At 60.9% G+C, this 25,423-nt stretch carries 25 protein-coding genes and 1 pseudogene; 22 read left to right on the forward strand and 4 right to left on the reverse strand.

The window, feature by feature from the left end:
- The 5 genes and pseudogenes from EOA16_RS33275 to EOA16_RS21155 all read left to right on the forward strand — a co-directional run.
- Positions 1-191 (forward strand): annotated as a pseudogene (locus EOA16_RS33275) (ISAs1 family transposase); the annotation flags it as partial.
- An 84-nt stretch (positions 192-275) separates the two neighbouring features.
- Positions 276-626, forward strand: coding sequence for a cupin domain-containing protein (locus tag EOA16_RS21140; RefSeq protein WP_127260008.1), 351 nt, complete (start codon positions 276-278; stop codon positions 624-626).
- 17 nt (positions 627-643) lie between these two features.
- Positions 644-961, forward strand: a complete 318-nt coding sequence (locus EOA16_RS21145; protein ID WP_245455989.1) for a cupin domain-containing protein — start codon at positions 644-646, stop codon at positions 959-961.
- Between the two features lie 46 nt (positions 962-1,007).
- Entirely contained in the window at positions 1,008-1,352 is a 345-nt protein-coding gene (locus EOA16_RS21150; protein WP_127260009.1) for a cupin domain-containing protein, read from the forward strand.
- A gap of 20 nt (positions 1,353-1,372) precedes the next feature.
- Complete coding sequence (locus EOA16_RS21155) at positions 1,373-2,881, forward strand: aldehyde dehydrogenase family protein (protein ID WP_127260010.1); 1,509 nt, start codon at positions 1,373-1,375, stop codon at positions 2,879-2,881.
- 108 nt (positions 2,882-2,989) lie between these two features.
- On the opposite strand, the gene EOA16_RS21160 is transcribed toward EOA16_RS21155, so the two are convergent.
- Complete coding sequence (locus tag EOA16_RS21160; RefSeq protein ID WP_127260011.1) at positions 2,990-3,754, reverse strand: hypothetical protein; 765 nt, start codon at positions 3,752-3,754, stop codon at positions 2,990-2,992.
- A 191-nt stretch (positions 3,755-3,945) separates the two neighbouring features.
- On the opposite strand from EOA16_RS21160, the gene EOA16_RS33280 reads away from it, so the two are divergent.
- From EOA16_RS33280 to EOA16_RS21180, 5 genes are all read left to right on the forward strand, one after another.
- Entirely contained in the window at positions 3,946-4,287 is a 342-nt protein-coding gene (locus EOA16_RS33280) for a helix-turn-helix domain-containing protein (RefSeq protein WP_245455990.1), read from the forward strand.
- A 32-nt stretch (positions 4,288-4,319) separates the two neighbouring features.
- A complete protein-coding gene (locus EOA16_RS33285) occupies positions 4,320-4,598 on the forward strand; it encodes a hypothetical protein (RefSeq protein WP_245455991.1) in 279 nt (92 codons plus the stop codon).
- A gap of 82 nt (positions 4,599-4,680) precedes the next feature.
- Positions 4,681-5,895, forward strand: coding sequence for a glycosyltransferase family protein (locus EOA16_RS21170; protein WP_127260012.1), 1,215 nt, complete (start codon positions 4,681-4,683; stop codon positions 5,893-5,895).
- Between the two features lies 1 nt (position 5,896).
- Positions 5,897-7,141 carry a glycosyltransferase gene (locus tag EOA16_RS21175; RefSeq protein ID WP_127260013.1) on the forward strand — a complete coding sequence of 415 codons (1,245 nt, stop codon included), beginning with the start codon at positions 5,897-5,899 and terminating at the stop codon, positions 7,139-7,141.
- Entirely contained in the window at positions 7,138-8,289 is a 1,152-nt protein-coding gene (locus tag EOA16_RS21180) for a glycosyltransferase family protein (protein ID WP_127260014.1), read from the forward strand. Before EOA16_RS21175 ends, EOA16_RS21180 begins: the two co-directional genes overlap by 4 nt.
- Positions 8,290-8,324: 35 nt before the next feature.
- Here EOA16_RS21180 and EOA16_RS21185 read toward each other — a convergent pair whose 3' ends face one another.
- Positions 8,325-8,990 (reverse strand): class I SAM-dependent methyltransferase, encoded by a 666-nt coding sequence (locus EOA16_RS21185; RefSeq protein ID WP_127260129.1) that lies wholly within the window; start codon positions 8,988-8,990, stop codon positions 8,325-8,327.
- A gap of 233 nt (positions 8,991-9,223) precedes the next feature.
- Between EOA16_RS21185 and EOA16_RS21190 the strand changes: the two genes are divergently transcribed.
- The 3 genes from EOA16_RS21190 to EOA16_RS21200 are packed head-to-tail and all read left to right on the forward strand — an operon-like array spanning position 9,224 to position 13,297.
- Complete coding sequence (locus EOA16_RS21190; protein WP_127260015.1) at positions 9,224-11,938, forward strand: ABC transporter ATP-binding protein; 2,715 nt, start codon at positions 9,224-9,226, stop codon at positions 11,936-11,938.
- 34 nt (positions 11,939-11,972) lie between these two features.
- Complete coding sequence (locus EOA16_RS21195; RefSeq protein WP_127260016.1) at positions 11,973-12,419, forward strand: cyclic nucleotide-binding domain-containing protein; 447 nt, start codon at positions 11,973-11,975, stop codon at positions 12,417-12,419.
- Between the two features lie 23 nt (positions 12,420-12,442).
- Entirely contained in the window at positions 12,443-13,297 is an 855-nt protein-coding gene (locus tag EOA16_RS21200; RefSeq protein ID WP_127260017.1) for an MBL fold metallo-hydrolase, read from the forward strand.
- Positions 13,298-13,347: 50 nt separating this feature from the next.
- Here the strand turns inward: EOA16_RS21200 and EOA16_RS21205 are convergent, their stop codons facing one another.
- Together EOA16_RS21205 and EOA16_RS21210 are read right to left on the reverse strand one after the other, a co-directional pair.
- A complete protein-coding gene (locus EOA16_RS21205; protein WP_127260018.1) occupies positions 13,348-14,106 on the reverse strand; it encodes a polysaccharide deacetylase family protein in 759 nt (252 codons plus the stop codon).
- Positions 14,103-15,191 carry a glycosyltransferase family 4 protein gene (locus tag EOA16_RS21210; protein WP_127260130.1) on the reverse strand — a complete coding sequence of 363 codons (1,089 nt, stop codon included), beginning with the start codon at positions 15,189-15,191 and terminating at the stop codon, positions 14,103-14,105. Before EOA16_RS21210 ends, EOA16_RS21205 begins: the two co-directional genes overlap by 4 nt.
- Before the next feature lie 91 nt (positions 15,192-15,282).
- Between EOA16_RS21210 and EOA16_RS21215 the strand changes: the two genes are divergently transcribed.
- The 9 genes from EOA16_RS21215 to EOA16_RS21250 all read left to right on the forward strand — a co-directional run bounded on the left by EOA16_RS21215 (position 15,283) and on the right by EOA16_RS21250 (position 25,406).
- Positions 15,283-16,443 (forward strand): DUF3095 domain-containing protein, encoded by a 1,161-nt coding sequence (locus tag EOA16_RS21215; protein WP_127260131.1) that lies wholly within the window; start codon positions 15,283-15,285, stop codon positions 16,441-16,443.
- Between the two features lie 72 nt (positions 16,444-16,515).
- Positions 16,516-17,019: a hypothetical protein gene (locus EOA16_RS21220; RefSeq protein WP_245455992.1), complete on the forward strand. Its 504-nt coding sequence runs from the start codon at positions 16,516-16,518 to the stop codon at positions 17,017-17,019.
- Positions 16,907-17,260 (forward strand): hypothetical protein, encoded by a 354-nt coding sequence (locus EOA16_RS32740; protein WP_164754344.1) that lies wholly within the window; start codon positions 16,907-16,909, stop codon positions 17,258-17,260. Before EOA16_RS21220 ends, EOA16_RS32740 begins: the two co-directional genes overlap by 113 nt.
- Before the next feature lies 1 nt (position 17,261).
- On the forward strand, positions 17,262-18,596 hold the full coding sequence (locus tag EOA16_RS21225) for an adenylate/guanylate cyclase domain-containing protein (RefSeq protein WP_127260019.1): 1,335 nt from the start codon (positions 17,262-17,264) through the stop codon (positions 18,594-18,596).
- Between the two features lie 152 nt (positions 18,597-18,748).
- Positions 18,749-20,644 (forward strand): ABC transporter ATP-binding protein, encoded by a 1,896-nt coding sequence (locus EOA16_RS21230; protein WP_127260020.1) that lies wholly within the window; start codon positions 18,749-18,751, stop codon positions 20,642-20,644.
- A complete protein-coding gene (locus tag EOA16_RS21235; protein WP_127260021.1) occupies positions 20,641-22,539 on the forward strand; it encodes an ABC transporter substrate-binding protein in 1,899 nt (632 codons plus the stop codon). Before EOA16_RS21230 ends, EOA16_RS21235 begins: the two co-directional genes overlap by 4 nt.
- Positions 22,540-22,541: 2 nt before the next feature.
- Positions 22,542-23,540 carry an ABC transporter permease gene (locus EOA16_RS21240; RefSeq protein WP_023809555.1) on the forward strand — a complete coding sequence of 333 codons (999 nt, stop codon included), beginning with the start codon at positions 22,542-22,544 and terminating at the stop codon, positions 23,538-23,540.
- Positions 23,537-24,718 (forward strand): ABC transporter permease, encoded by a 1,182-nt coding sequence (locus EOA16_RS21245; RefSeq protein ID WP_127260022.1) that lies wholly within the window; start codon positions 23,537-23,539, stop codon positions 24,716-24,718. Before EOA16_RS21240 ends, EOA16_RS21245 begins: the two co-directional genes overlap by 4 nt.
- A gap of 208 nt (positions 24,719-24,926) precedes the next feature.
- Entirely contained in the window at positions 24,927-25,406 is a 480-nt protein-coding gene (locus tag EOA16_RS21250; protein ID WP_023809557.1) for a class I SAM-dependent methyltransferase, read from the forward strand.
- Positions 25,407-25,423 lie beyond the last annotated feature (17 nt).

Genomic DNA, 25,423 nt, shown 5'->3' on the forward strand with positions numbered 1-25,423 from the left:
TTGATGTCGTCTTCCATGAAGATGACGCCCGCACCCGAAAGGACAACGCCCCACAAAACCTGGCTATCATCCGAAGGCTTGCGCAAAACATCTTGGCTGCCCATCCGCTCGACAAACCAATCGCAAGCAAAATGCGAAGGGCAAACTGGAGCAAAGACTTCTTCCATGACCTCTTTACTCATATGCGATAGCCCTGCCCTTGAGGGGGAGATGTCCGGCAGGACAGAGGGGGGCCTCGTAGAGCGCAGCCTCAACACGCGAAGGGGACCATCCGCATGACCTCCTCCGCCCCGCATCTCCACCACGCTTCGACCCGCACCGACCTCGTCGACTGGGGCGTCCAGCCCGATGCGCTGGACGGCGCTTCGCACTCGACCGGCAAACTCGTGCACAAAGGCCCGAACAACCAGCCGGAATCCGGCATCTGGGTCTGCACGCCGGGCCGCTGGCGCCTCAGCATCCCGCGCGACGAATTGTGCCATTTCGTCGCCGGCCGCGCGACCTACCGGTCGGATGTCGGCGAGGTGATAGAAGCCTCCGCCGGGACCGTGGTCATGTTCCCCGCCGGCTGGACAGGCGAATGCACCGTGGATGAGACCATGCGCAACGTCTACATGCTGGCGTGACCACGGAGCTTGATGACATGCAGACACCGCACTGGCCAAGGGGCTCGGCCGTGGAACTGGAGGACTGGGGTGCGGGCAGCAACACGCTCGCCGGTTCGCCGCGCGCCTCGGGCAAGATCCTGTCGCAGAACCCGGACGGATCGAGCGAATGCGGCCTGTGGTCGTGCACGCCGGGCACGCGCAAGGTCACCTTTGCCGCCGACGAATTCTGCCACTTCCTGTCGGGACGCGGCAGCTATGTCCATGACGACGGCGAAGAGATTCCGGTCGAGGCCGGCACGCTGGTATTCTTCCCCGCGGCTGGGCCGGCATCTCCATCATCGTCGAAACGCTGACCAAGGCCTTCATGTGCCGCTGAGCACTCTTTTCAAGGAAATCGATATGACAACGCCGATCATGAAATCCCCGCTCGCCATTACCGACCTCGTCGACTGGGGCGTCATCCCGATCATGATCGAGGGCGTGTCCCACACCTCGGGCAAGCTGCTGCACAAGGGGCCGGAAGGCCGCTCCGAATGCGGCCTGTGGGTCTGCACCCCAGGCAAATGGCACTGCCATGTCACCCGCGACGAGTTCTGCCACTTCCTCGAAGGGCGCTGCACCTATGTGCATGAATCCGGCGAGGTCATCGAGATCGAACCGGATACGGCTGCCTTCTTCCCGCAGGACTGGAAGGGCGTCTGCACCGTCCATGAGACGATCAAGAAGGTCTACATGATCCGCTGAGCGGATCCGAGAGGATGACCATGGATTTCTCCCCTGACCGGACGGCTTTCTTCATCAATCCGGACTACCGGCCGATGACTGGCGTCAACAAACCGGTGATCGATCCGGCGACGCTCGAAACCGTCGGCACGATCGCATCTGCCAGCGATGGCGAGATCGACGCCGCGCTCACCGCGGCGACCAGGGCGCAGGCCGCCTGGAAAAAGCTCGACGCCAAGAGCCGGGCCAAGCATCTGCATGCCGTCGCCAACGCCATCGAGGCGGCCGACTTCACCCGCTGTGCCGAGCTGATGGTGCGCGAGATGGGCAAGCCCTACCCCGAAGCCATCGGCGAGATCGCCAATTGCGCGCCGATCTTCCGCTACTATGCCGAGATGGCGCGCGACGATGCCGGCAAGATCGCCGGCACGACGCAGGCCGGTTCGTTCCAGTACGCCCGCTACGAACCCTACGGCGTCTCCGTCCACATCATGCCCTACAATTTTCCGATCCTGCTGATGTGCTGGACGGTCGCCGCATCACTCGCCGCCGGCAATGCCTGCATCATCAAGCCGGCCGAGGCGACGACGCTGTCGACGCTGGACTACATGACCGTGTTCCGCTCGCTGCCGGAAGGCCTGGTCTCCTGCCTGCCCGGCGCGGCCGCCACCGCACAGGCGTTGATCGCGTCCGAGCGCACCCATGCGGTTGCCTTCACCGGCTCGGTCACAGCAGGCAAGGCCGTGGCCGTGGCCTGCGCCGAACGCATGAAACCGTGCGTCATCGAGGCCGGCGGCAGCGATCCGCTGATCATCAGTGAGCACGCGCCGCTCGACATCGCGGCGGCCGGCAGCGTCACCGCCGCCTTCCACCTCACCGGCCAGGTCTGCACCTCGGCCGAGCGCTTCTTCGTCGTCGACGCCGTGCACGACCGCTTCGTCGCGCTTTTCGCCGAAAGGACACGCGCGTTGCGCATCGGCAATGGCATGGACAAGACCGAGATCGGCCCGCTGGTCAGCGAAGCGGCACGGGCCAAGGTCATGCGCCTGGTCGACGATGCGATCGCGCACGGCGCCAAGGTGGTGACTGGCGGACGCATCCCGCCGGCACACAACACCGGCTGGTTCTACGAACCGACGATCCTGACCGGGGTCACCCCAGACATGGCGATCGTGCGCGAAGAGTGCTTTGGGCCCGTCGCCGCCATCTGCCGGGTCAGGGATTTCGACGAGGCGATCCGGCTTGCCAATGACAGCCCGTTCGGGCTCGGCGCTTCGGTCTTCACATCAGATCTGGCCGAAGCCCACGAGGCGGCTGAACGGCTCGAGGCTGGCATGGTCTGGGTCAACAACCCGCTGATCGACAATGACGCCCTGCCCTTCGGCGGCTGGAAGGCGTCAGGCCTCGGCCGCGAACTCGGTCGCCAGGGGCTCGACGCCTTCCGCCGCTCCAAGATGGTGATCATCGACCACAAGCCGGCCATCCAGGACTGGTGGTACCCCTATCCCGACAGCTGGTTTCGCGAGACCGGCGGCCGCAAGCACGTCTGAGTGCCTCGCTATCTGTGATAGCCAGCCCGATCATGGCCAGGAAACGGCAATGCCGCCAGGCGAGACCGGCGGCATTTGTTGGCTACCGCCGTTTCGGCGACGGTTTCGCTACGGGGTCGGTTGCATCGCGGCAGCTGTCTGGTCGATTTTGCCGGCAAGGACGCCCTGGGCCCAGGCCGTGACCTCGGCGTCGACGGGTTTGTTGGCCATATCCGTCAGCGCCGCGTCGAGCGATGCATCATCGGTGCCAACCTCTGCCGCGGCAGCCGCCTCATTGGCGGCGGTGACTGCGGTCTGCTGGGCAGCGACCTCGGCCTGCAGAGCCGATATCTGCCCAGGCAAGGCCGCCTGCTGTTCGGGCGTCATGGCCGCAATCTGATCGGGCGTCAGCGACGTCAGCGCGCTCAACTGCGAATTCAGCGCATCCAGTTGAGCCTGAGCGGCGTCAGCCGCGGCCTGGGCGACCTTGGCTTTGGCGGACTGCGTCACGAAAGCCTGGATGGCAGCGAACTTCTTGCTCTTGGAGTTCATGTAAGCGTTGATGTTGCGCTGCAGCGAGTTCAGCCGGCCAAGCTTGGCGTGGATGTTCTTCTCCTTGGGCACGGACGAGACTTTTGTGGTCTTGTCGACCGTTGTCTCCGTTTCCGCCTTGGCTACCTGCCCATGGGCCGATGACGATTTGCCGTGCGAAGCGCCGCTTTTGCCGTTGCCGCCACCGTGGCCATTGCCGCCACCGTTCCCGCCAGCATTGCCACCGCCGTTGCCATTACCACCGCCATTGCCGTGCCCGTTGCCGCCGGCTTCGGCAAGCGCCGGAGAGGCCAGAAGGGCCAATGCGGCAAGCGCAGCGAACAGAGTTTTTCGGTTTGCCATGGTAATCTCCTCGAGGAATTGCCACCCATCGCCCGACCGCTAGGGGAGCGTCGTATGAGAAATCGCTAATTGTACAGGACAAACTTTAGATAAATGCCGTATCATTACGTGATCTGGCAAGTTGATATTCCATAACTATTTGATATGTTTTACAAATCGACGCTCTTGGACCACCGTGGTACTGAAGTCCCATGCTGGCCGGACGATGGTCCTACCTGCCGACCTGCGGCAGCCCCAACGGCAAGCGTTACGCCCGCAAGGGCAGAGGAGGGGAGATCGAGGAAGCATTTGGCTTCTCCCTGGCCCGCTGCTGGCCCGGGCTACAATTCAAGGCGGCGGCCGAGCGTGTTCACGCCGACAACAAGGCGCTCAGGCTTATGCGCGAGCGGATTACCTTGGACCGCCTGACATCCAAGCTGATAGAGGCGGCCCTTGACGAGGATGTCCTGGGTAACTGGGAGGCCTATGGGAGCGTTTCCGCGGCGTTGTGGAGGCAATTCCGCGGCGAGCCTGCATTGCCGAGCTCGAACTAATCATAGCCGATCTTGCCGCACTGCATGACGAAGTGGATAAGCTGCTGGAACTCCGTATGAAATCCACTAATCCGAGCGGCAATGACGCTCAAAGCGAGCGGCAGCAATCTAATTCAAACACCGACTCTATTGGATTGGAATCAAGAGGGATGATTTCTGCCGATTTTTCTGCCATCGCTTTCCTCCTCGATCCATCCACAATACAACAGGAAGTCTCTGCTCACACCCGCGCGGCGATATTCGCCACCCATCTAGTTCCGGAATCGCGATCAGAACGCATGAACAGCATCCATAGAAGCAATATAAATTGAAAATTGCGGCCAAACCCAGGATGGTTCGAAGCCGGCGGGCCCCTCACGGTCACAAGGCGAGAATTTTAAGAGACGTTCAAGAATGACCCAGCACGCAGAAAACGCTCGAATTCTCATGTACAGCCACGACACGTTCGGGCTCGGCCACTTGCAGCGCTGCCGGACTATCGCGCATTCGCTAGTCGAGGATTTCCGTGGGCTTCAGGTGCTTATCATTTCGGGTGCGACTATCGCTGGCGCCTTCGACTACCGCGCCCGTGTCGACTTCGTGAAGATCCCCAGCGTCATCAAGTTGCGCAACGGCGAATACACCTCGTTGGAAAAGGACATCGATCTGCATGAGACGCTAAGGATGCGTCAGTCTATCATCCGCCACACAGCCGAGACCTTCCGGCCGGATATCTTCATCGTCGACAAGGAACCGCTCGGCCTGCGCGGTGAGATTGAGGACACGCTGTCCTACCTCAAGACGCGGGGCACCACGCTGGTGCTTGGCCTGCGCGAGGTGATGGATGCACCGCATCTGCTCGAAGCAGAGTGGGCGCGCAGGGATGTGATGCGCAAGATAGGCCTGTTCTACGACAAGGTCTGGGCCTATGGCCCGCCGGATTTCTACGATCCGTTGACCGGCTTGGATGTGCCGCCCGCTGTCAGGGCAAAAATGAGATTCGTCGGTTTCCTGCAGCGGAGCCTGCAGCGGAACGAGTTGCCCGGCCACCGGCCAGAGGGCGACTATATCCTGGTTACCACCGGTGGCGGCGGCGACGGCGCCGAATTGATTCACGACGTCATCGATGCTTATCAGCAGGATCCGAAATTGCAGCACAAGGCGCTGATCGTGCTTGGGCCTTACATGCCGGCGCGCAAGCGCAACAAATTGCTGAAGAAGGAGGCCACGATCCCCTACATCAAGATTATCGAGTTCGACAACCGCATGGAAGACTTGATTGCCGGCGCCAAGGCGGTAGTGGCGATGGGCGGTTACAATACTTATTGCGAGATACTATCTTTCGACAAGCCGGCGCTCATCGTGCCGCGCATCGAACCCCGCCAGGAACAACTGATCCGCGCCCGGCGCGCGGCCGAACTGGGCCTCGTCGAAATGCTTTTGCCGGAGGAAGCCAAGGACTCCCAGCGGTTTGCCGATGCACTGGTGGCGCTGCCGAACCGGCCTCGTCCATCCCAGAGTAATCCGCATCTGACCCTGGAAGGTCTCCCTCACATTTCAGAAATCGTCGCGGAACTGCTCGACCGGCGGGCCCGTCCTCACCTTTCGGTCATTGAAGGCATGAACTGAGTTGCAACATCGCAAGATCGTCGTGGTTCTGAAGGGTTATCCGCGGCTGTCGGAAACCTTCATCGCGCAGGAACTGCTCGGACTGGAGCGTGCGGGGTTCGATCTGATACTCGTCGCGCTCAGGCGGCCGACCGACGCAAAACGCCACCCCGTGCATGTCGAGATCAAGGCGCCCGTCCATTATCTGCCGGAATATCTGCATGAAGAACCGCTGCGCGTAGTTCGCTCGCTTTTTGCTTGTTTGCTGCGGCCGGGCTTCTGGCGTGCACTGGGATCGCTGGCCCTCGATATCCCGCGCGACTTTACGCGCAATCGCGCGCGCCGTTTCGGGCAAGCGCTCGTGCTAGCGGCCGAATGGCCCGAAGACGCGGTATGGTTGCATGCGCATTTCGCGCACACGCCGGCATCGGTGACGCGCTATGCCAGCCAGCTTCTTGGTCTACCCTGGAGCTGCTCGGCCCATGCCAAAGACATCTGGACTTCGGCGGACTGGGATCTGGCCAGCAAGCTTTCCTCGGCGCGCTGGACGGTAACTTGCACGAAAACCGGCTTCGACCGTCTGAAGAAACTCGCCGACGACAACTCGTCCGTGCATTTGAGCTATCATGGGCTCGATCTTGATCGGTTCGGCATTTTCGGCGAGGCGCGAAAACAGCATGACGGCTCGGAGCCGGGCGGACCGGTCATCGTTCTGAGTGTCGGGCGCGCCGTCGAAAAGAAAGGCTACGATATCTTGCTGAAAGCCCTTGCCATCTTGCCTGGCGACTTGGCATGGCGTTTCGAGCATATCGGCAGCGGCGAGGAACTGGAACCGCTGAAGGCGCTGGCGCAAAAGCTCGGACTGGATGGTCGCATCTCTTGGAAAGGCGCGCTTGCACAGGAGGAGGTGCTTGAGCACTACCGCCGTGCCGATATCTTCGCCCTGGCCTGCAGGATCACTGCAAATGGCGACCGGGACGGTCTTCCGAATGTTCTGGTGGAGGCGGCCAGCCAGCGGCTTGCCTGCGTGTCGACCGATATTTCCGGCGTGCCGGAGCTTTTATCGCCGGATGAAACCGGGCTGCTGGTTCCGACGGAAAACCCAATTGCCCTGGCACAAGCGCTGGAGCGCCTGATCCGTGATCCCGTGCTGCGTGCCCGCCTCGGCGACACCGCAGAGGCGCGCGTGCGCGGCAATTTCGATCATTTGGCAAGCATTGGACATCTCAAGGAGCTGTTCGAACGGGAGTGGCGGGCCGCCGAATGAAGCGGCTGCGCGCTTTCTTCTATGTCCAGCACCTGCTCGGCATCGGCCATCTCGCGCGCTCCAGCCGCGTCGCGACGGCTCTGGTCGATGACGGGTTTGACGTAACCGTCGTCACTGGCGGAGCGCCGGTCGCGGGGTTTCCGGGATTGGGGGCAATATCTGTAACCCTGCCACCTGTCACCTCCGGTGATGAAGGATTTTCGGGACTTGTCGAGTTGCAGGGCAAGCCCATCGACGATGATTTCAAGAAACGACGTTCAGAGATGCTGCTGCAGGCATTCCGGGATTGCAGGCCTGATATCGTCATTGTCGAGGCGTTTCCATTTGGACGCCGGCAGATGCGTTTCGAACTCTTGCCGCTGATCGAGGCCGTCGACGCGGCGTCGCCCAGACCGCTGCTGGTGACGTCCGTCCGTGATATCCTTCAGGAGCGCGTCAAGCCGGGCCGAAACGAGGAGACGGTCGATCTCGTTAACAGGCATTTTGACCTTGTCATGGTCCACGGCGATCCAGCTTTCGCAACCATCGACAAGACATTTCCACTGGCGGGGGCGATCAGGGCCGAGGTTGCGTACACGGGACTCGTTGCCGCGCCACCAGCGCCCGCGGCATCCGAGCGTTTCGACGTTGTGGTGTCGGTTGGCGGCGGGGCCGCCGGAAAGAGCCTTGTCCGGTCCACCATCGCATCTGCGTGGAATGCCGACAACGCCTGGAAATGGTGTCTGATCACCGGCCCAAACTTGCCGAAGGGCGAGTTTGACGCGATTTCACGCGATGCCACGCCGGGCCTGTCCATCTTCCGGTTTCGCGAGGATTTCGCCAGCTTGCTTACCGGAGCCCGCCTGTCGGTCTCGCAGGCGGGTTACAACACGGTCTGCGATGTCCTGCGCGCGGGTTGCCGCTCCCTGCTCGTCCCCTTTGCAGCCGGCGGGGAAACAGAACAAACGGTTCGCGCCCTGATGCTCGAGGAACTGGGTTTGGCGACGGTTCTGAGGGAAAACGACCTGACGCCTGGAGGTCTAGCACAAGCGATCGAACAGGCGCTTGCGGGACCGACGCCAGCCGCGCATCGTCTCGATCTGGATGGCGCGCGTCGCTCGGCGCAAGTCCTGCGCGAGCGGTATCGAACCTGGTCCTCAAAATCCTAGCGCAGGTCGCATCTCGGTTGGATTCGCGCAATGCGTCAAACAGTTCCAATCAGCATGAAGCGCGTATATTTTTTTGTCGGCAGTTCGCCGGAAAACCTGATCTCCCGTAGTGCCGCCATTGCTTCGAAGGCTGCCAGTGAAACCACGCAATTGATGTGCGTAGGCTCGCTGAAATAATCGTTCGATTGCAGCAGAACATTCGCGCCCCGTGGAACCAGAGCAAGCCAGGCGCGCAGGTCGGCTATGTGTTCGCAGCTCGTATTGATCACCAGGTCGGGCCGCCCGGCCGCATAGTCGAGTGCGTACATATCTTCCGTCAGCGCCTGGAAGCGGTCGCCGGCTTCCCGGTTGAGGGTCCGGGCGACCGGCCCGACTTCCGGATCGACATCGATGCTGTCGATCGCCGCAATGTCGAAACGGGCGTCGTTGAAAAGCATTGCCGGCAATACGCCGTACCATCCACCCAACACCCATATACGCCCGAACCGGCCGCCGCAGCTTTCAAACAGCTCGTCGAGCGCCCACATCTTGCAAGCGACCTGCTTGTGGTTGAAAGCGTTGGCGATATCGGCCGTCGGATGCTTGGCGATGACGCGCGCGAGCCCGGCGACGAGAGGGTGGTCGATATAGGCGGCAATTCCCCGGGCGAGGTCCAAGGCTTGTTCGTGCCCGCCGGCATTGCGTGCTTGTGTGACATCCATCATATTCCTCTTCTATGTTGGGATTTCGGGCCACACAACGCAATATTGCCTCACGCGAGCCTGTTCGGCTTGCGGATGAGACGATGCCGCCAGCCGTTTCGCCGTTGCACGGTGGCGAAGGGGGCCAATTGCGTCTGTCCCGGCCAGCGGCGTCCATCCGCGAAGATATTGCCGATACATCGTTTGCCAGCAGGTGCTTTCACCGCCTGCATCCTCCAAACTGACAGTCGCATATGGAACCCAGCCTAGCCCGCTATATCTGGACGCACACCCGGAAGCAGCAGATCTGGATATTGATGATCGTCCTGCTTTCGATGATCCCATATTTCATGTCCTTCGACCTGCCGAAGCTGATCGTCAACGGCCCGATCCAGGGCAAGGGGTTCGAGCAACCCGGCGCGACCCTGCCCTTCATGAGATTGCACTATAACCTGCCGTTCATTGGCGAGGTCCAGTTCTTCTCCGGTTTTCAACTTGACCGCAAGGAGACGCTGCTTGCCCTGAGCTTCGTGTTCCTGCTGCTGGTCGTCATCAACGGCCTGTTCAAACTCTACATCAACACCTACAAGGGCCGCCTCGGCGAACGCATGCTGCGGCGTATCCGCTTCGATCTGATCGATCGTGTGCTGCGTTTTCCGCCGATTTACTTCAAGCGGGTGAAATCCGCCGAAGTGGCGACCATGGTGAAGGACGAGGTGGAGCCGCTGGGCGGCTTCATCGGCGATGCATTTCTGCAGCCGGTGCTGCTCGGCGGCCAGGCGCTGACAGCTATGCTGTTCATCATGGTCCAGAACGTCTGGCTCGGAATGATAGCGGTCGTGATCGTGGTGATCCAGATCGTGCTCATCCCGCGAATGCGGCGGCGGCTGCTCGTGCTCGGGCGCCAACGGCAATTGACGGCGCGCGCGCTTTCGGGCCGGGTTGGCGAAATCGTCGACGGCATCGGCGCGGTTCACGTCCACGACACGTCAAACTACGAGCGCGCCGACATAGCTGCCCGGCTCGGGCTCATCTTCAAGATCCGCTTCGATCTTTACCAATGGAAATTCATGGTAAAGTTCCTCAATAATTTTCTCGCGCAGCTCACACCCTTTCTGTTCTACATGATCGGCGGGTATCTCGTCATCGGGGGCCGGCTGGACGTCGGCCAGCTCGTGGCCGTGATCGGCGCCTACAAGGACCTGCCCGGACCGATGAAGGAACTGATCGACTGGGATCAGGATCGGCAGGATGTCCAGGTCAAATATCAGCAGGTCGTTGAACAGTTCACCGTCGAGGATATCATTGCGCCGGGGATTGCGGCACTGACGATCAACGATCCCGGTCCGATGACAAACCCGCTGTCGGCGGTCGGTCTGTCCATCGCAGACGATGGCGGTGCAATGCTCCTCAACCGTATCTCCATGCAGGTCAAGCCGACTGAGACGGTGGCGCTGGTCAGCACCCCAACAGGTGGAGCGGAGGCGCTAGCAGAAGCCTTCGCGCGGCTGAACTGGCCGGAAAGCGGAAAGGTCGCTTCGGGCGCCGATGACCTGCTTGAACTCCCCGAAGCAGTGACCGGCCGGCGCATGTCCTACGCCTCGTCGGATGTTTTCCTCTTCCACGCAAGCCTGCGCGATAACTTGCTCTACGGGTTGAAGCATGCACCGCTGACACCGGTGACTTATGACGGCGCCGCGGCAGAGCAGCAGCGCTGGAACATCGACGAGGCGCGCCGGTCGGGCAATCCGGATTTCGATATCCACAGCGACTGGATCGACTATGCTTCCGCCGGTGCTACCGGCCCGCACGACCTCTTTGAAGCGGTGCGCCGGGTGCTCGACGCGGTTCTTCTGTCGCGCGACATTCTGGATCTTGGCTTGCGCTCTTCGGCCGACCTCACGCGTCACACGAAGCTTGCCGGGCGGATCGTCGAACTGCGTGCAGCGCTGCGAACCCGGCTGGAACAGGAAGGGCTGCGCGAACTGGTGGTTCCTTTCGAGCCGGGCGCTTACAACACGGAAGCGACGATCGGTCAGAACCTGCTTTTCGGTGCTGCCGCCGGCCCCGAACTGGCCGACAAGGCTCTGGCGGCCAATCCCTTTTTTGCTTCCGTGCTGAAGCAAGCCGGCCTTGACCGCACGCTCTACGAAATGGGCATGGAGATCGCCGAACAGGCGATCGAGCTGTTTGCCGACCTGCCGCCCGATCACCAGTTCTTCCAGCAGCTCGCCTTCATGAGCGCCGAGGAGATCCCCGCCTACGAGACCTTGCTGCAGCGGCTCAAGAACCGTCCCTTCGAGGCGGTTTCGGAGGCCGACCGCGCCATGATCATCACCTTGAGCTTTGCCTATATCGAGCCCCGGCACCGCTTCGGCCTGCTGACCGACGAGTTGATGAGCAAGATCGTCGCCGCACGCAACCAGTTCTATGAAAAGCTGCCGCCCGAGCTGCAAAACGCGATCGAACGGTATGATCCTGCCAAATACATCGCCGCGGCCACCGTCATGGACAATGTCCTGTTCGGGCGTGTTGGCAACAACCATCCCGACGCGCCGGACCGCATACGCTCCATCGTCTATGAAATTCTTGACGAACTGGGGCTTTATGCCGAGCTTCTGGATGTCGGCCTGGACTTCAACGTCGGCGCCAGCGGCAGGCGGCTCACCGGTGGACAGCGACAGAAGCTCGATGTTGCCCGGGCCCTGCTCAAGCGTCCCGATTTTCTCATTCTCAACCGGCCGCTGTCGGCGCTCGACCAGCGCATTCAGGACAAGGTGCTGCGAAACGTGCTCGAGGAAGCCAGACGCGACGGCCATTCGCCGGCGATTGTGTGGGTCGTGACGAGTCCGGCAATGGCGATGATGTTCGATCGCGTTATCGTCTTTGACTCGGGTCAACTGGTGGAAGACGGTACACACGAGACACTTTTGGCAGAGAACGGTATCTTCAAGGAACTTCTGTCATAGTCTGGCAGACGCGAATTTAGGAAGGTTTGCGACAATGCTGCTCAAGGATGAAGTTGGAATGCTGCAACGCGTTCCCTTGTTCTCTGGCATCGAGCCGGCAAAGCTCAAGCTGCTTGCGTTCACATCCGATCGCGTGAACTACAGCGCCGGCCAGATTCTTTTCCGGCAGGGCGACGAGGCAGACGCCGCCTATGTCATCCTTTCAGGCAGGGCGGATATTTTGGTCGATTCCGACAGCGGGCAGATAAAAGTTGCCGAACTGCTGCCAAATTCGATCGTCGGCGAGATCGCCATATTGTGCAACAGCTCCCGCACTGCCACCGTCAGAGCGGCAAGCGATCTGGAGGTCTTGAGAATCCGCAAGGATCATTTCCTAAGGCTTATGAAGGAGTTCCCGGAAATGACCATCGAGATATTGCGGGTTCTTGCCGATCGGCTAAGCCATACGACCGCGGATCTGATCGACGCACGAACCGCCTAGAGCTACGATGGGCGAAAAGTAGCATGGACGACGGTTTTTTCCTGGTCAGATTTTGGGGCGTGCGCGGCAGCATCGCGGTATCCGGGCCAGAATTCGCTCGCTATGGCGGCAACACAACCTGCATCGAGATGCGATGCGGCAAGCATACGCTTCTGTTCGACGCGGGTTCTGGCCTGCGGCCTGCCGGCAGGGCGCTTCAGGCGTCGGATGTGACCGATTTCGACCTGCTTTTCACCCATTGTCATTACGATCACATCATCGGGCTGCCGGCTTTTGCGCCGATCTTTGACCCAAGCGTCAAGTTTACGCTTTGGTCCGGGCATCTTGCAGGACGCATGACGACCCGGCAGATGATCGATGAGTTCATACGGCCGCCCTGGTTTCCGGTGAAAATGGACGTCTGCAAGGCAAAGCTCGACTGCCGCGATTTCGTGTCCGGAGACGTGCTTCGGCCGCGCGAGGGGGTGGTGGTTCGGACCGGAAGTCTCACCCATCCGGGTGGTTGCATAGGCTATCGGGTCGAATGGGGCGGCCGCGTCGTGGCGGTGATCACCGACACCGAGCACGAGCCGGACAAACTCGATCAGTCGGTGCTCGGCCTGATCGAAGATGCCGACCTCGTCATCTACGATTGCACCTACACCGAGAAGGAAATGGAACGGCGCCGCGGTAATGGCCACTCGACATGGCAACAGGGCGTCAAGCTCTGTGAGGCGGCCGGTGCGCGGGGGCTCGCGCTGTTTCACCACGATCCGACACGCACCGACGAGCAACTGGACGAGATGGAGAAACTGGCCAAGGACAGGTTTGCCGGCGCTTTTGCCGCGTGGGATGGCCAGACGCTCAAATTTCCGGTCTCATTGCACAAAAAGCGCTGAGCTATTTTTCCATTCCCCCGGGAAAGCGCTACGTGTGTCCTGGAATTGCTCTAGCGGCGCTGCGCACGATCAATGAATGTCCTGATCGGAAGCCATGCGCAGGCTTCAGTCTGTGCGGTGACTGTGAACAGCCGTTCGAGGAAAAGCCAGGCCGATTCATCGTGTAGGAGATGGTGGGTGAGCAGGCCGACCGGCTCGCCCCCGTCGAATGCGTGCTGCAATTGCGCAATGATAGCCTGAACCAACAGGCCATGATCGTGGCAACCGCGGCTGCTACGCCAATCCATGATGTCGACATTGCTGTTGATGACGGCCAATGGAGCCGGCTTCGGCGGACCATAGACGGACAATGCCGCAAATCCTATCGACCCAAGGTCGGATACAACGCCGGCGTCGATCCTGTTCCAGGGCGGCACCAGCATCGGAACGGCACGTGCGCCGTGCAGGCCGGTAACGTGCGACAGCCCGCGAGCCAGATCATCGAGCACCGCCTCGCGTGGCCGATGCGCGCCGAGCTCCTGCCTTTTCTGGTCCGCGGGCGCATGATTTCGGTGCGCCCAGCCATGGACAGCGACCGTGGCCTGCGGGGCCTCGTCAAGCCGTGCGACAAGCTTCCCGTCGGTACGGGCCGGAATGACGGCCAGAGTGACCGGCACCGCGAATTCACCGGTGAGGTCGAGCAGCCGATCAAGTGCCTGCGTCGGATCCACGGCGTCATCGTCACGCAGCCAGAACTCTGCCTTGCGGCCCGCCCGTTGGCGGCGCGCCAGTTCTTCCACCAAGGGCTGCCAGATGAGATCGGATGTCATGAGACTCGAATCTTCGCAAAAAGTGTGGCCAGACGCGCAGCTGCGCCACCGAGGGAACGTTCGTCGAGGACGAAACGTCTGGCTTCCACGGCCATGATGGTTCTTTCGTCGTTACGGGCCAGAAGCCTTTCAATGGCGGAAGCAAACGCCGCCACATCGCCCGGCGGGGTGAGAAACCCGGTCTGGCCATCGCGCACGACCTCCGGCACGCCGGCGATGCCCTGAGCCACCACCGGAAGGCCGGCGGCCTGTGCTTCAAGATAGGCAACGCCATAGGCCTCGCCGTAGCCCGGCCAGACGTAAATTCCGCCAGTGTAGAGGATGTCCGGCACGGCGGCTGGTTCAATCGCGCCGAGCCATTCGATACGGTGGGCGGGCAAGCCGGCGAATTGCGCTTCGACCTCGTCATGGGCAGGCCCGTCGCCGACGACCGACATGGTCCAGGGCAGATGGCAGATCGAACCGAGCGCTTGCGCCAGCATGCGATAGCTTTCGACTTTGTCGCCCGGGCGCATCATGGCGACGGTAACGAGGCGCGTCGGACAACCTCGTGCCGGCATTTCCTTGAATGCCGATGTGTCGATGAAGGGCGAAAGCATACCGAAAGCTGCGTCGGGAGCAGCGTCCGTCAGTCCCTGGCGATCCCTTTGCGTGAAGCAGATGTTCAGCGCTGCCTCTTCGATGGCTCGCACCACCAACGCTTGGCTATCGGCCCACAGGCCGGCATTGCGCCGCCTGGAATAGGAGGCTTCCGCTGTCACATAGGGAACAGCAAAGGCCGACGCCAGCTCCGGCCCGATCAAGTCGGGCGCCTTGTAATAGGGATGGTAGGTGAACCAGAGATCGGGTTTGCCGTCACGATCCCAAAGCTTGGCAAGCCGCGCGGCTTCCTCTGCGGCCTCGATCTTTAGTGCCGCGAAACTTTTCGACTCCGGCTGGCGTAGATAGAAGCGCAACTCAGATGCCAGCTCGACGCTATGCCCTCCGTGCTCCAGCGCTTTCACAAGCATCCGTGCCATCTGGCGGTCGCCGGAGACAACGGGATGATTGGGTGACTTCAGCGGCGCGTAGAAGGCAATTCGCATCGCGCGACCTATCATCGGAAAGCCTGCGCAAGTCAATTTCGAAGCGCGATCGACTTCACCTTCAAGCCGTGGAATGTGCTATCTGATGGTCATGGAAACAGCTACCGCGCCCGACCCGTTTGTCGCTTCTTTGCCGGTCTTCGCAAAGTTCGAAAGCGTTGCCGACATCGATAACTATCGGCCCCTCCCCGATGGCTGGGCTCTGGCCACCGCCGACATCGTCGGCTCGACCAAGGCGATCGAGGCAGGGCGCTATAAAACCGTCAACATGGCCGGCGCCAGCGTTATTTCGGCTCTGCTCAACGCGCTGGGTCGGCAAGATTTTCCCTTTGTCTTCGGCGGCGACGGCGCGCTCGTGGCGTTTCCCGGCTCGGCGCTGGAGATCGCCCGCAACGCGCTGGCGGCCGTCCAAAGATGGGTGGCGGACGAACTGGACCTGACCTTGCGTGCCGCGATCGTGCCGATAAAGGACATAAGAGCGCATGGCCTCGACGTTCGCGTGGCGAGGTTCCGGGCTTCCGAAGCGGCGTTCTATGCCATGTTCGCCGGCGGTGGCGGCAGTTGGGCGGAAGCTGAGATGAAAGCGGGGCGCTACCGCATCGATCCTGCGCCGGCCGGCGCGCGGCCGGATCTGACCGGCCTTTCCTGCCGTTGGAACCCGATCGAGGCCCGGCATGGCGAAATCGTCTCGATCATAGCCATACCGGGGGCGTCGCGCGACTTGCGCGGGTTTCAGTTTCTGGCTTCCGACATCATCGCCCTCGCCGGCAGGCAGGAGCGCGATGGCCACCCGGTGCCGGTGGACGGGCCGGACTACAGTTTTCTGCCCGCCGGCCTCGATGTCGAGGCGCGGGCGTTGGCCCCGGCAGGATGGCGGTGGCGGTCGAAGCTGTGGATCGTGTTCCTGATGACGCTTACGGCTGTAACCGATCGATTTGGATGGACGATTGGCCGTTTCGATCCGAAGGTCTACAAACGCGAGGTGGCCAGCAATTCGGATTTCCGAAAGTTCGACGACGGCTTGAAGATGACCATCGACGTTGACGCGGATGTGCTGCATCGGATCGAAGACCGGCTGAAGCAGGCGGAAGCGGCGTCCATCTGCAAGTATGGCCTCCACCGCCAGAAGTCGGCCTTGATGACATGCCTCGTCATCTCGCCGCTACAGCGTGATCACGTTCATTTCATCGATGGCGCCGCCGGCGGCTATGCGATGGCTGCGGCAAGCCTGAAGGCGAAGGCGCCGGTCTGATGACGGCTTGCGGGAAGAAATTTTCCGCAATATGCGCTTGCCCATGGTTCTTGGCACCCGGTGAGCCTCGGCATGGGAGCGGATGGCCTGTCCGAATTCACGGGTAGATTTTTAGACGCCTCACGATCGACATATGACCGTCTTCTGAACCGGATTTCGACGCGCGCCGCGCAAGTCGGCGTGATCGGACCGAGCTATGTCGGGTTGCCGCTGTCGGTCGCGATCGCACGCGCCGGCTTCCCGGTTTCCGGCTTCGACATCGAAGCCCGGAAGGTCGAGAGGCTGAACAACGGCCAATCCTACTTGAGGCAGCGACGTCGACAGCCTTGCCGGCCGGGCAGTTCCGCACCAGCGCGGATCTGCCGAACTAGCCGTCTGCGATGCCATCATAATCTGCGTTCCGACACCGCTAAGGAAACACCGGGAGCCGGAGAGGATCCCCGAAGGATTCGATGCTGTCGTCGTGGCCTACCACGACGTGATCGACTATCAGGCGATCGCTTATCACGCTCCTCTGATCGTAGACACACGCAATGTTTTTGGCCGCCTCGGGCTGGCCCCGAGATACGGTGGTGAAGGCCTGACGGTAACTGAGACGGCGAATTCTTTGCCCGATGTCAGGATCGGGATTGCACTCCGCCGGCAGCCTCGCCACATGATGCTGCAGGTGATAGATGCAGTTTACGCCTGCTTCATTCCTGCAAGGACAGTCATTCGGGAAATTCTTCGCCGGCTTTTGTCGCCGAAGCCGGCTTCACTGACTTCGATTGTGTGGCGGATCAAAGGAGATGGCTCGTCTTCGACGGGTTCGAGATAGCATGAGCACAGCGCAAGCAGAAATTTCCACCACTCTCATGGATAAGGTTGCCGACTGGCTGACGCAATCGGCGCTGGCGGGCAACGACCTGGAAACATTGGTAAAGGGCTTTTGTGAACGGCTGGCTGCCGCCGGCCTGCCACTGAAGCGGGTGCATTTGAGCTTTTCGATGCTTCATCCGCTTTATGACGCGCTTGGCTTTACCTGGCTTCGCGGCCAGGGCCTGGAAGTGGAAGGCTTCCGCAGTGAGAACGGCGTTCATTCCGACAGGTTCCTGACCAGCCCATACTACCATCTGCTCAGCAACAAGCTCGACCACCTGCGGCGCCGGCTCGACCTGTCGGTGCGGTCGGAGTTTCCTGTTTTCGATGACCTCGGGCGTATGGGCGTCACCGATTACATGGCTTTCGTGCATCCCTTCAACGGCGATACCAGTCAGGGCATGATGGGGTCCTGGTCGACCGACAGTGCTTCAGGCTTCAGCGACAGCATGATTTCGGCGTTATTGCGAATCCAGAACTATCTCGCTATCGCAACCAAGATGGCAGTGCTCACCAAGCTCGCCGACAACATGATGACCACCTATCTTGGCGGCGACGCAGGCAGGCGCGTGCTGGACGGCCAGATCAAGCGCGGCGAGGGTGACACAATCCGGGCCGCACTGGTCATGGGCGATATGCGCGGATCGACAAGGCTTGCCGAAACCTCCGGTCGCGAAATCTACATCGATACGCTGAACCAGTTTTTCGATGCCATTGCCGCACCTTTCAATCGCAAAGGCGGGCAGATCATGAGTTTCCTGGGGGATGGCTTCATTGCCGTCTACCCCTGCGAAAGGCACCGCTCGCAGTCCGAGATCGCCTGCCAAGCTGCTCTTGCGGCAGCGCACAAGGCCAGCGCGCGCATGATGGAACTCAATTTGCGCAGAAAGGAGCAGGGGTTGGGCGACATAAAATTTGGTATCGGCCTGCATGTCGGCAATGTGATGTTCGGCAATGTCGGGCTTACCGACCGGCTCACATTCTCTGTCTTCGGCTCGGCTGTAAACGAGGTCCAGCGTCTCCAGACCCTGACCAAGAAGTATCCGCACAGCGTTCTCGCCAGCAAGGACTTCGCCAGCTATTGCGGCGCCAACAGCTGGCTGACGCTCGGCACGGAGGAACTGGCGGGCAGCAAGCAGAAGCTGACGGTGCTTTCACCCGATCTGTCGGGTGCTCTCGCGCTCGATGAAGACGCTGCACCGATTCACGACCGGATATCGGATGCCGAGCAGGTCATGTTGCTTCATCGCGATGCCGCGCGGCTGTCGGCGGGCGACCGGAGGAAGCTCCAATAACCGCCACGATTATCCGAACGCCTTGGTAAGTCCGGTCGGCGGTTCCGCCGGGGAATTCGTTTAGAATCCAAGTTGCTCTAGGCTGGCAATGCGCTAGTCTCGCTTTTTGGGTCTGCCGCCCGGCAGACTGCCAGAGTGGGGCTGGTGTGAGAATGAATTCGGGCGTTGATCTGCTGCGAATCGAGGATCTTGGCATCTCTTTTGCCATTGTCGGGGGACCGTTGCATGCCGTCAGGCGTGCAAATCTTCGCGTCCTGCCCGGCAAGGTTACCGCGCTTGTGGGCGAGTCCGGTTCGGGGAAATCGGTTCTCAGCCAAGCAGTGATGGGCATTTTGCCGAGGACAGCCCATGTCCGCGGCCGTATCCTGTTTTCCGATCCTGAAAAGCCCGGCACGACGCAGGATATCCTGCAGATGCCGCGTGACGGGCCCGAAATCCGGGCGTTGAGAGGCAGCCGCATCGGCAAGATCTTTCAGGAGCCGATGACATCGCTGTCGCCGCTGCACACGATCGGCAACCAGGTCAGCGAATCCCTGCAGATTCACATGCCCATGGCTCGGGCGGAGCGCAAGGCGCGGACCGAGGAAATGCTCGGCCTTGTCGGCTTTCCCAATCCCAAGCGCGCCTATGACATGTATCCATTTGAACTTTCGGGAGGATTGCGCCAACGCGCCATGATCGCCATGGCGCTTATCTGCCGGCCCGCGCTGTTGATCGCCGACGAGCCGACGACGGCGTTGGACGTGACCATCCAGGCGCAAATCCTGCAATTGCTGCGCGGGCTTCAGACCAAGCTGAACATGGCGATGCTGCTGATCACGCACGACCTCGGCGTTGTCGCCAATGTCGCCGACGAGGTGGTGGTCATGTACCATGGCGAGATCATGGAAGCGGGACCTGTGGAGGCGATATTCCGCCGGCCAGGGCACCCTTACCTGAAGGGTCTGATGGCAGCCGTTCCGCATTTCGACCTGAAGCCTGGCGAAAGGCTGAAGGCGCTCCGCGAGGTGCCGGTGAATGTCGAGAACCTGCTCGGCAAGCAGACGGCGCCGGCATCGAAGGGGTCGGACGACGTCCTGCTGTCGGTCAGGGATCTGAAAAAGGTCTACACCACCCGCAAGTCCGGATGGTTCGGCGGGAGCCATCAAACCTCTGTTCGCGCCGTGGACGGGGTGAGCTTCGACATCAGGCGGGGTGAGTGCCTGGGTCTGGTCGGGGAAAGCGGCTGCGGCAAAACCACCGTCAGCAAGATCCTCATGCGGGCCGTCACCCCTAGCGGCGGCTCCGTGGTCTTCAACGGCCGGGAAGGCCCGATCAACGTCCTGGCAGCCGAGGGAGAAGCCCTGCGGTTGCTGCGCGCGAAAATCCAGATGGTCTTCCAGGATCCGGTATCGTCGCTCTCACCTCGCATGACCGTGGAGAACATCTTGAGCGAGCCGCTGGAAATCCATCAGCGTGGCAATGCCGCGTCCCGGCTCGCCACGGTCAAGAGTCTGATGCAGGCAATCGGGCTCGATCCGCGCTTCATCAAGCGTTATCCGCACAGTTTCTCCGGCGGGCAGCGTCAGCGTATCGGCATCGCGCGCGCGTTGGCGCTGGGGCCTGAACTCCTAATCTGCGACGAGCCGGTTTCGGCGCTCGATGTCTCTGTCCAGGCGCAGATCTTGAACCTTCTGAAGGACCTGCAAAAGGAACTGGGCCTGACCTACCTGTTCATATCCCACAATTTGGCAGTGGTGGACTACATGGCGGATCGCATCGCGGTGATGTGCGGCGGGCGTATCGTCGAGCTTGCGCCGCGCGAAATTCTGCTCAGGAAACCGATCCACCCCTACACGCGCTCACTGCTCGCCGCGGTACCCTTCCCCGATCTCGACCGGCCGATGGATTTCAAGACGCTGAAGCTTGGCGGCGCTTCCGACACCAGCGCATGGGGACCGCAATTCCGCGAAGAAGGCGACGAGGATATGCTGTCGCCGCTCGATCTTGGCGGCGGGCACCTCGTGCTGGCCCGACGTTCGGCCGATGTTAGCGAGTTACGTCATTGATCAGCCGTCGCACCGTCCTTGGTCTGATGGCTTCGGCACTCCTGCCGGGCACGTCGCGCGCTGGCGATCTGGAGCCGGAATTTCTTCGGCCGCAGCTGACGGCCAGGGCGCTGCCGGCACTCGCCGAGCGTCTGCCCAAGATCCCGCGCGCCTTGAATCTCGCCACGATGGGCCGGCAGCCGGGCCAGTATGGCGGCACCCTGCGTACGATCATCGGCAGCCAGAAAGATATCCGGATGATGACGATTTACGGATATTCTCGCCTGGTCGGCTACGACGAAAAGCTTAGCTTGCAGGCCGACATTCTCGAAAGTTTCGACGTCGCGGATGATCGCATCTTCACGTTCAAGATACGGGAAGGACACAAATGGTCCGACGGCAGCCTGCTGACGCCGGAGGATTTTCGCTATTGTTGGGAAGATGTCTGGCTGAACGATGAGCTTTCGCAAGGCGGGCTCGCTCCGGCCCTGATGGCGGACGGCAAGCCGCCACGCTTCGAGATTATCGATCCGTTGACGGTGCGCTACAGTTGGGATGCGCCCAATCCCGACTTCCTGCCCAAGCTCGCTGCCGCTGCGCCGCTATCGCTCGTTCTGCCGGCCGCCTATCTCAAGCAGTTCCACAAGAAATACCAGGATCCATTCCGGCTCGCCGGCCTGATGAAGGAGAACCGGGCGCAGAAATGGACGCTCCTGCATATCCGCATGTCGCGGCAGTATCGCCCGGAGAACCCGGATCTGCCGACGCTCGATCCCTGGCAGAACCGGACAAAGCCGCCGGCCGAGCAGTTCATCTTCGAGCGCAACCCGTTCTTTCATCGAACAGACGAGAATGGCCGGCAACTGCCCTATGTCGACCGGATCATCATGAATGTCAGCTCGTCGGCGATCATCTCCGCCAAGACCGGTGCGGGCGAGAGCGATCTGCAATGCATGGGAATTGACTTCAGCGATTACTCCTTCCTGAAGGACGCGGAGAAGCGCTACCCGGTGAAGATGCATTTGTGGAAACGCACACAGGGTTCGCGGCTGGCGTTGCTGCCCAATCTGAATTGTGCCGACCCGGTGTGGCGTGGCCTTTTGCGTGACGTGCGCGTGCGCCGCGCCCTTTCGCTCGCTGTGGACAGGCGCGAGATCAATATGGCCGTGTTCTACGGATTGGCGCAGGAAAGTGCCGATACGGTCTTGCCGGAGAGCCCGCTCTACCGGCCGGAATTCGCGAAAGCTTGGGTCGCCCATGATCCCGACCAGGCCAATGCCCTGCTCGACCAAGCCGGGCTTCAGGCGCGTGGCGATGACGGCCTGCGGATGCTTCCCGATGGACGCCCGGCACAGATCATCGTGGAAACGGCCGGCGAAAGCACGCTGGAAACCGACGCGCTCGAACTCATCACCGATCACTGGCGCCAGATCGGCATCGCCCTGTTCATCCGGACTTCGCAGCGCGACATCTTCCGTAGCCGCGCGCTTGGCGGCCAGATCATGATGTCGATGTGGTCGGGCATCGACAATGGCGTGCCGACCGCCGACATGAACCCGTACCAGCTGGCTCCCACCATCGATGACCAACTGCAATGGCCGCTCTGGGGCGCTCACTATCTGTCCCATGGCAAGATGGGTGAGGCGCCCGATCTTCCTGAAGTGGTCGAGTTGATGGCTTTGCTCAAACGCTGGAACGGATCGACCGAAACCACGGAGCGCGCCGAAATCTGGAATTCGATGCTGTCGATCTACACCGACCAGGTGTTTTCAATCGGCACGGTGAACGGAACGCATCAGCCGATTCTGGTGTCCTCACGGCTGCGCAATCTGCCTGACAAGGCGCTCTTCGGCTACGATCCGACTGCCTATTTCGGTGTCTACATGCCGGATACATTCTGGCTTGGAGAGTCCTGAGCGTGCTTCGATATATTGTCTGGCGCATTACTGTGATGGTTCCAACGCTGCTGGTGATATCAGCGCTGGTGTTCACGATCATCGAACTTCCCCCCGGCGACTATTTCGACAGCTATGTCGCTGAGCTTCGGGCACAGGGCGAAGGGGTGGATTCCGATCGCATCGAGATGATGCGCAAGGAATATGGTTTCGACAAGCCGCCGATCATTCGCTACTTCTATTGGGTCGGCGGGATGCTGCACGGCGATTTCGGCTATTCCTTCGAGTATGAGTTGCCGGTTCGCGACGTCGTCGGGGACCGAATGTGGCTGACTGTGCTGGTTTCCTTCGTCACGATCATCTTCACTTGGCTCATCGCCTTTCCGATCGGCATGTACTCCGCGACGCATCAATACAGTTGGGGCGATTACGGCCTGACCTTTTTTGGCCTCCTAGGCCTTGCCATTCCGAACTTCATGCTGGCGCTGATCCTGATGTATTTCGCCAACATCTGGTTCGGCACGTCCATCGGCCATCTCATGGACCCGCAATATCTCAGCGAGCCGATGAGCTGGGCCAAGGCGAAGTCGATACTCTCCCATCTCTGGATCCCGGTCTTGATCATCGGCACCGGCGGCACGGCAAGCATGATCCGGCGGCTGCGGGCCAATCTGCTCGATGAGCTACACAAGCAATATGTGGTGACCGCGCGCGCCAAAGGTCTTCATCCGTTCAGGGCGCTGGTCAAATATCCGCTGCGCATGGCGCTCAATTTCTTCATTTCCGACATCGGCTCCATCCTGCCGGCCATCATCTCCGGCGCCGAAATCACCGCGATCGTGCTGTCTTTGGAAACGACCGGGCCGATGCTGATCAAGGCGTTGCAAAGCCAGGACATGTATCTGGCGGGGTCGTTCCTGATGTTCCTCGCCTTCCTGACGGTTATCGGTGTCCTGATTTCCGACCTGGCGCTGGCGCTGCTGGATCCACGAATTCGTTTGCAGGGCGGCAGCACCAAATGAAGACGGATTCGCCGCTCCCCGCTCCGAGTGCTCCACTAGAACACTATGTTTCCAGCGCGCCCTTTGACCTGCAGTCGGTCGAGGCGATGACGGTGGAGCAGTCGAAGGTCTTTCAGGCGTCGCAGTTGCGGCTGATGTGGTGGAAATTCCGCATGCACCGGCTCGCCCTTGTATCTGGCATATTCCTGGTAGTGCTTTATTTCGGGATATTGATCTGCGAGTTCCTGGCGCCCTACAACCTGCACACGCGCAACATGGACTACATCTATTCGCCGCCGCAGCAGGTGCACCTGTTCCACAACGGCCAGTTCGTCGGGCCGTTCGTCTATGGCCGCCAGATGACGCTGGACATGGAGACGCTCAAGCGGAACTACATCGACAACCAGGACGATGTTCAGCGGCTCCGTTTCTTCTGCAAGGCCGACAGTTACCGGTTCTGGGGCCTGATCGAAGGTGACAGGCATTTTGTCTGCGCTGCCGAAACCGGCCAGCTCTTCCTGGCGGGCACCGACCGGCTGGGGCGCGACGTGCTCTCGCGCATGATCTATGGCGCACGCATTTCACTGACAATCGGCCTCGTCGGCATCAGTTTCAGCTTCCTGCTCGGCATCGTCATCGGCGGACTGGCCGGTTATCATGGCGGTATCTTCGACCTGATCGTTCAACGAATAATCGAAGTTCTGCAATCCATTCCCAGCATTCCGCTATGGTTGGCCCTGGCGGCGATCATGCCGATAACCTGGAGTCCGATCCTGATCTATTTCGGCATCACCATCATCCTCGGAGTGCTCGACTGGACCGGACTGGCGCGGGCCGTGCGTTCAAAGCTTCTGGCCTTGCGCGAGGAAGATTACGTTCTCGCCGCGCAGTTGATGGGCGCCGGAAGCAGCCGCATCATTAGGCGGCATCTCATTCCCGGCTTCATGTCGCATCTGATCGCGACGGCGACGCTCTCGATTCCTGGCATGATCCTGGGCGAGACGGCGCTGAGCTTCCTCGGGCTCGGCCTGAGGGCGCCGATAACCAGTTGGGGCATCCTGCTCACCGAGGCGCGCAGCGTCAGCGTGATCGCGTTCTATCCATGGCTTCTCTTGCCGATGCTCCCCGTCATTCTCGTCATCATGGCGTTCAACTTCCTCGGAGACGGCTTGCGGGACGCCGCAGACCCCTATAAGTGAGGTCGCTATTTTGCCGCGCGCCGTGCCGCCTATTCCACCCGGTAAGATCCTTGCCGGCCGCTTGTACAGTTGTTGCAGTGTTCATCGTCCGCCTCTATATGTTCCGACACGTGATCGAGTTTGGCACTACACCTTCGGGATTCACCCGTGAACAGTTCTTGTCGGAGGGCATTGCCGATCTTGAGCTGGTTCAGGACACACAAAGCATATGAGTCGCCTTGAGAATTTCATCAGCAGGATGACCGCACAGCGCGACATTCTCGACCAAGTCTGCGTCGAGGTGGCGAAGATGGAGGGGCTTGTGCTCGAGCTCGGCCTCGGCAACGGACGGACGTTCCACCATCTGCGCGAGCGCCTGCCCGGGCGCCGGATTGTGGTGTTCGACCGCGAAGTCGGCGCACATGCCAGCTCAATTCCCGAAGCCGAAAACCTCGTGCTCGGCGAAATACGCGAGACGGCCCGCAAGTTCATTGGCATCGAAGCCGCCCTTGTTCATGCCGACATCGGCACCGGCTATGACGATCGCGATGCAGTGACTGCTACCTGGCTTCCCGATCTGATTGCGAGCCTGCTTCGCGTCGGCGGCTTCGCGGTCAGTGGCACGCCGCTCGATCACCCGCTGCTGCAACGCCTCCCGGCGCCGACTTCAGAGCCCGCCGATCGTTATTTCCTCTGCAAGCGCGTGTGAGCGGTCGAGAGCGCCTC

The organism is Mesorhizobium sp. M7A.F.Ca.US.008.03.1.1, from assembly GCF_003997495.1.
Taxonomy (GTDB): domain Bacteria; phylum Pseudomonadota; class Alphaproteobacteria; order Rhizobiales; family Rhizobiaceae; genus Mesorhizobium.

What these genes read in the sequence shown, in the direction of transcription:
- EOA16_RS21185 (WP_127260129.1), bottom strand. Translation starts at nt 8,990, where the DNA reads ATGGATGTCACACAAGCACGCAATGCCGGCGGGCACGAACAAGCCTTG.
- EOA16_RS21200 (WP_127260017.1), top strand. Translation starts at nt 12,443, where the DNA reads ATGGACGACGGTTTTTTCCTGGTCAGATTTTGGGGCGTGCGCGGCAGC.
- EOA16_RS21150 (WP_127260009.1), top strand. Translation starts at nt 1,008, where the DNA reads ATGACAACGCCGATCATGAAATCCCCGCTCGCCATTACCGACCTCGTC.
- EOA16_RS21250 (WP_023809557.1), top strand. Translation starts at nt 24,927, where the DNA reads ATGAGTCGCCTTGAGAATTTCATCAGCAGGATGACCGCACAGCGCGAC.
- EOA16_RS21170 (WP_127260012.1), top strand. Translation starts at nt 4,681, where the DNA reads ATGACCCAGCACGCAGAAAACGCTCGAATTCTCATGTACAGCCACGAC.
- EOA16_RS21220 (WP_245455992.1), top strand. Translation starts at nt 16,516, where the DNA reads ATGGGAGCGGATGGCCTGTCCGAATTCACGGGTAGATTTTTAGACGCC.
- EOA16_RS33280 (WP_245455990.1), top strand. Translation starts at nt 3,946, where the DNA reads ATGCTGGCCGGACGATGGTCCTACCTGCCGACCTGCGGCAGCCCCAAC.
- EOA16_RS21180 (WP_127260014.1), top strand. Translation starts at nt 7,138, where the DNA reads ATGAAGCGGCTGCGCGCTTTCTTCTATGTCCAGCACCTGCTCGGCATC.
- EOA16_RS21195 (WP_127260016.1), top strand. Translation starts at nt 11,973, where the DNA reads ATGCTGCTCAAGGATGAAGTTGGAATGCTGCAACGCGTTCCCTTGTTC.
- EOA16_RS21140 (WP_127260008.1), top strand. Translation starts at nt 276, where the DNA reads ATGACCTCCTCCGCCCCGCATCTCCACCACGCTTCGACCCGCACCGAC.
- EOA16_RS21205 (WP_127260018.1), bottom strand. Translation starts at nt 14,106, where the DNA reads ATGACATCCGATCTCATCTGGCAGCCCTTGGTGGAAGAACTGGCGCGC.
- EOA16_RS21215 (WP_127260131.1), top strand. Translation starts at nt 15,283, where the DNA reads ATGGAAACAGCTACCGCGCCCGACCCGTTTGTCGCTTCTTTGCCGGTC.
- EOA16_RS21210 (WP_127260130.1), bottom strand. Translation starts at nt 15,191, where the DNA reads ATGCGAATTGCCTTCTACGCGCCGCTGAAGTCACCCAATCATCCCGTT.
- EOA16_RS21160 (WP_127260011.1), bottom strand. Translation starts at nt 3,754, where the DNA reads ATGGCAAACCGAAAAACTCTGTTCGCTGCGCTTGCCGCATTGGCCCTT.
- EOA16_RS21245 (WP_127260022.1), top strand. Translation starts at nt 23,537, where the DNA reads ATGAAGACGGATTCGCCGCTCCCCGCTCCGAGTGCTCCACTAGAACAC.
- EOA16_RS21155 (WP_127260010.1), top strand. Translation starts at nt 1,373, where the DNA reads ATGGATTTCTCCCCTGACCGGACGGCTTTCTTCATCAATCCGGACTAC.
- EOA16_RS21225 (WP_127260019.1), top strand. Translation starts at nt 17,262, where the DNA reads ATGAGCACAGCGCAAGCAGAAATTTCCACCACTCTCATGGATAAGGTT.
- EOA16_RS21230 (WP_127260020.1), top strand. Translation starts at nt 18,749, where the DNA reads ATGAATTCGGGCGTTGATCTGCTGCGAATCGAGGATCTTGGCATCTCT.
- EOA16_RS21190 (WP_127260015.1), top strand. Translation starts at nt 9,224, where the DNA reads ATGGAACCCAGCCTAGCCCGCTATATCTGGACGCACACCCGGAAGCAG.
- EOA16_RS21145 (WP_245455989.1), top strand. Translation starts at nt 644, where the DNA reads ATGCAGACACCGCACTGGCCAAGGGGCTCGGCCGTGGAACTGGAGGAC.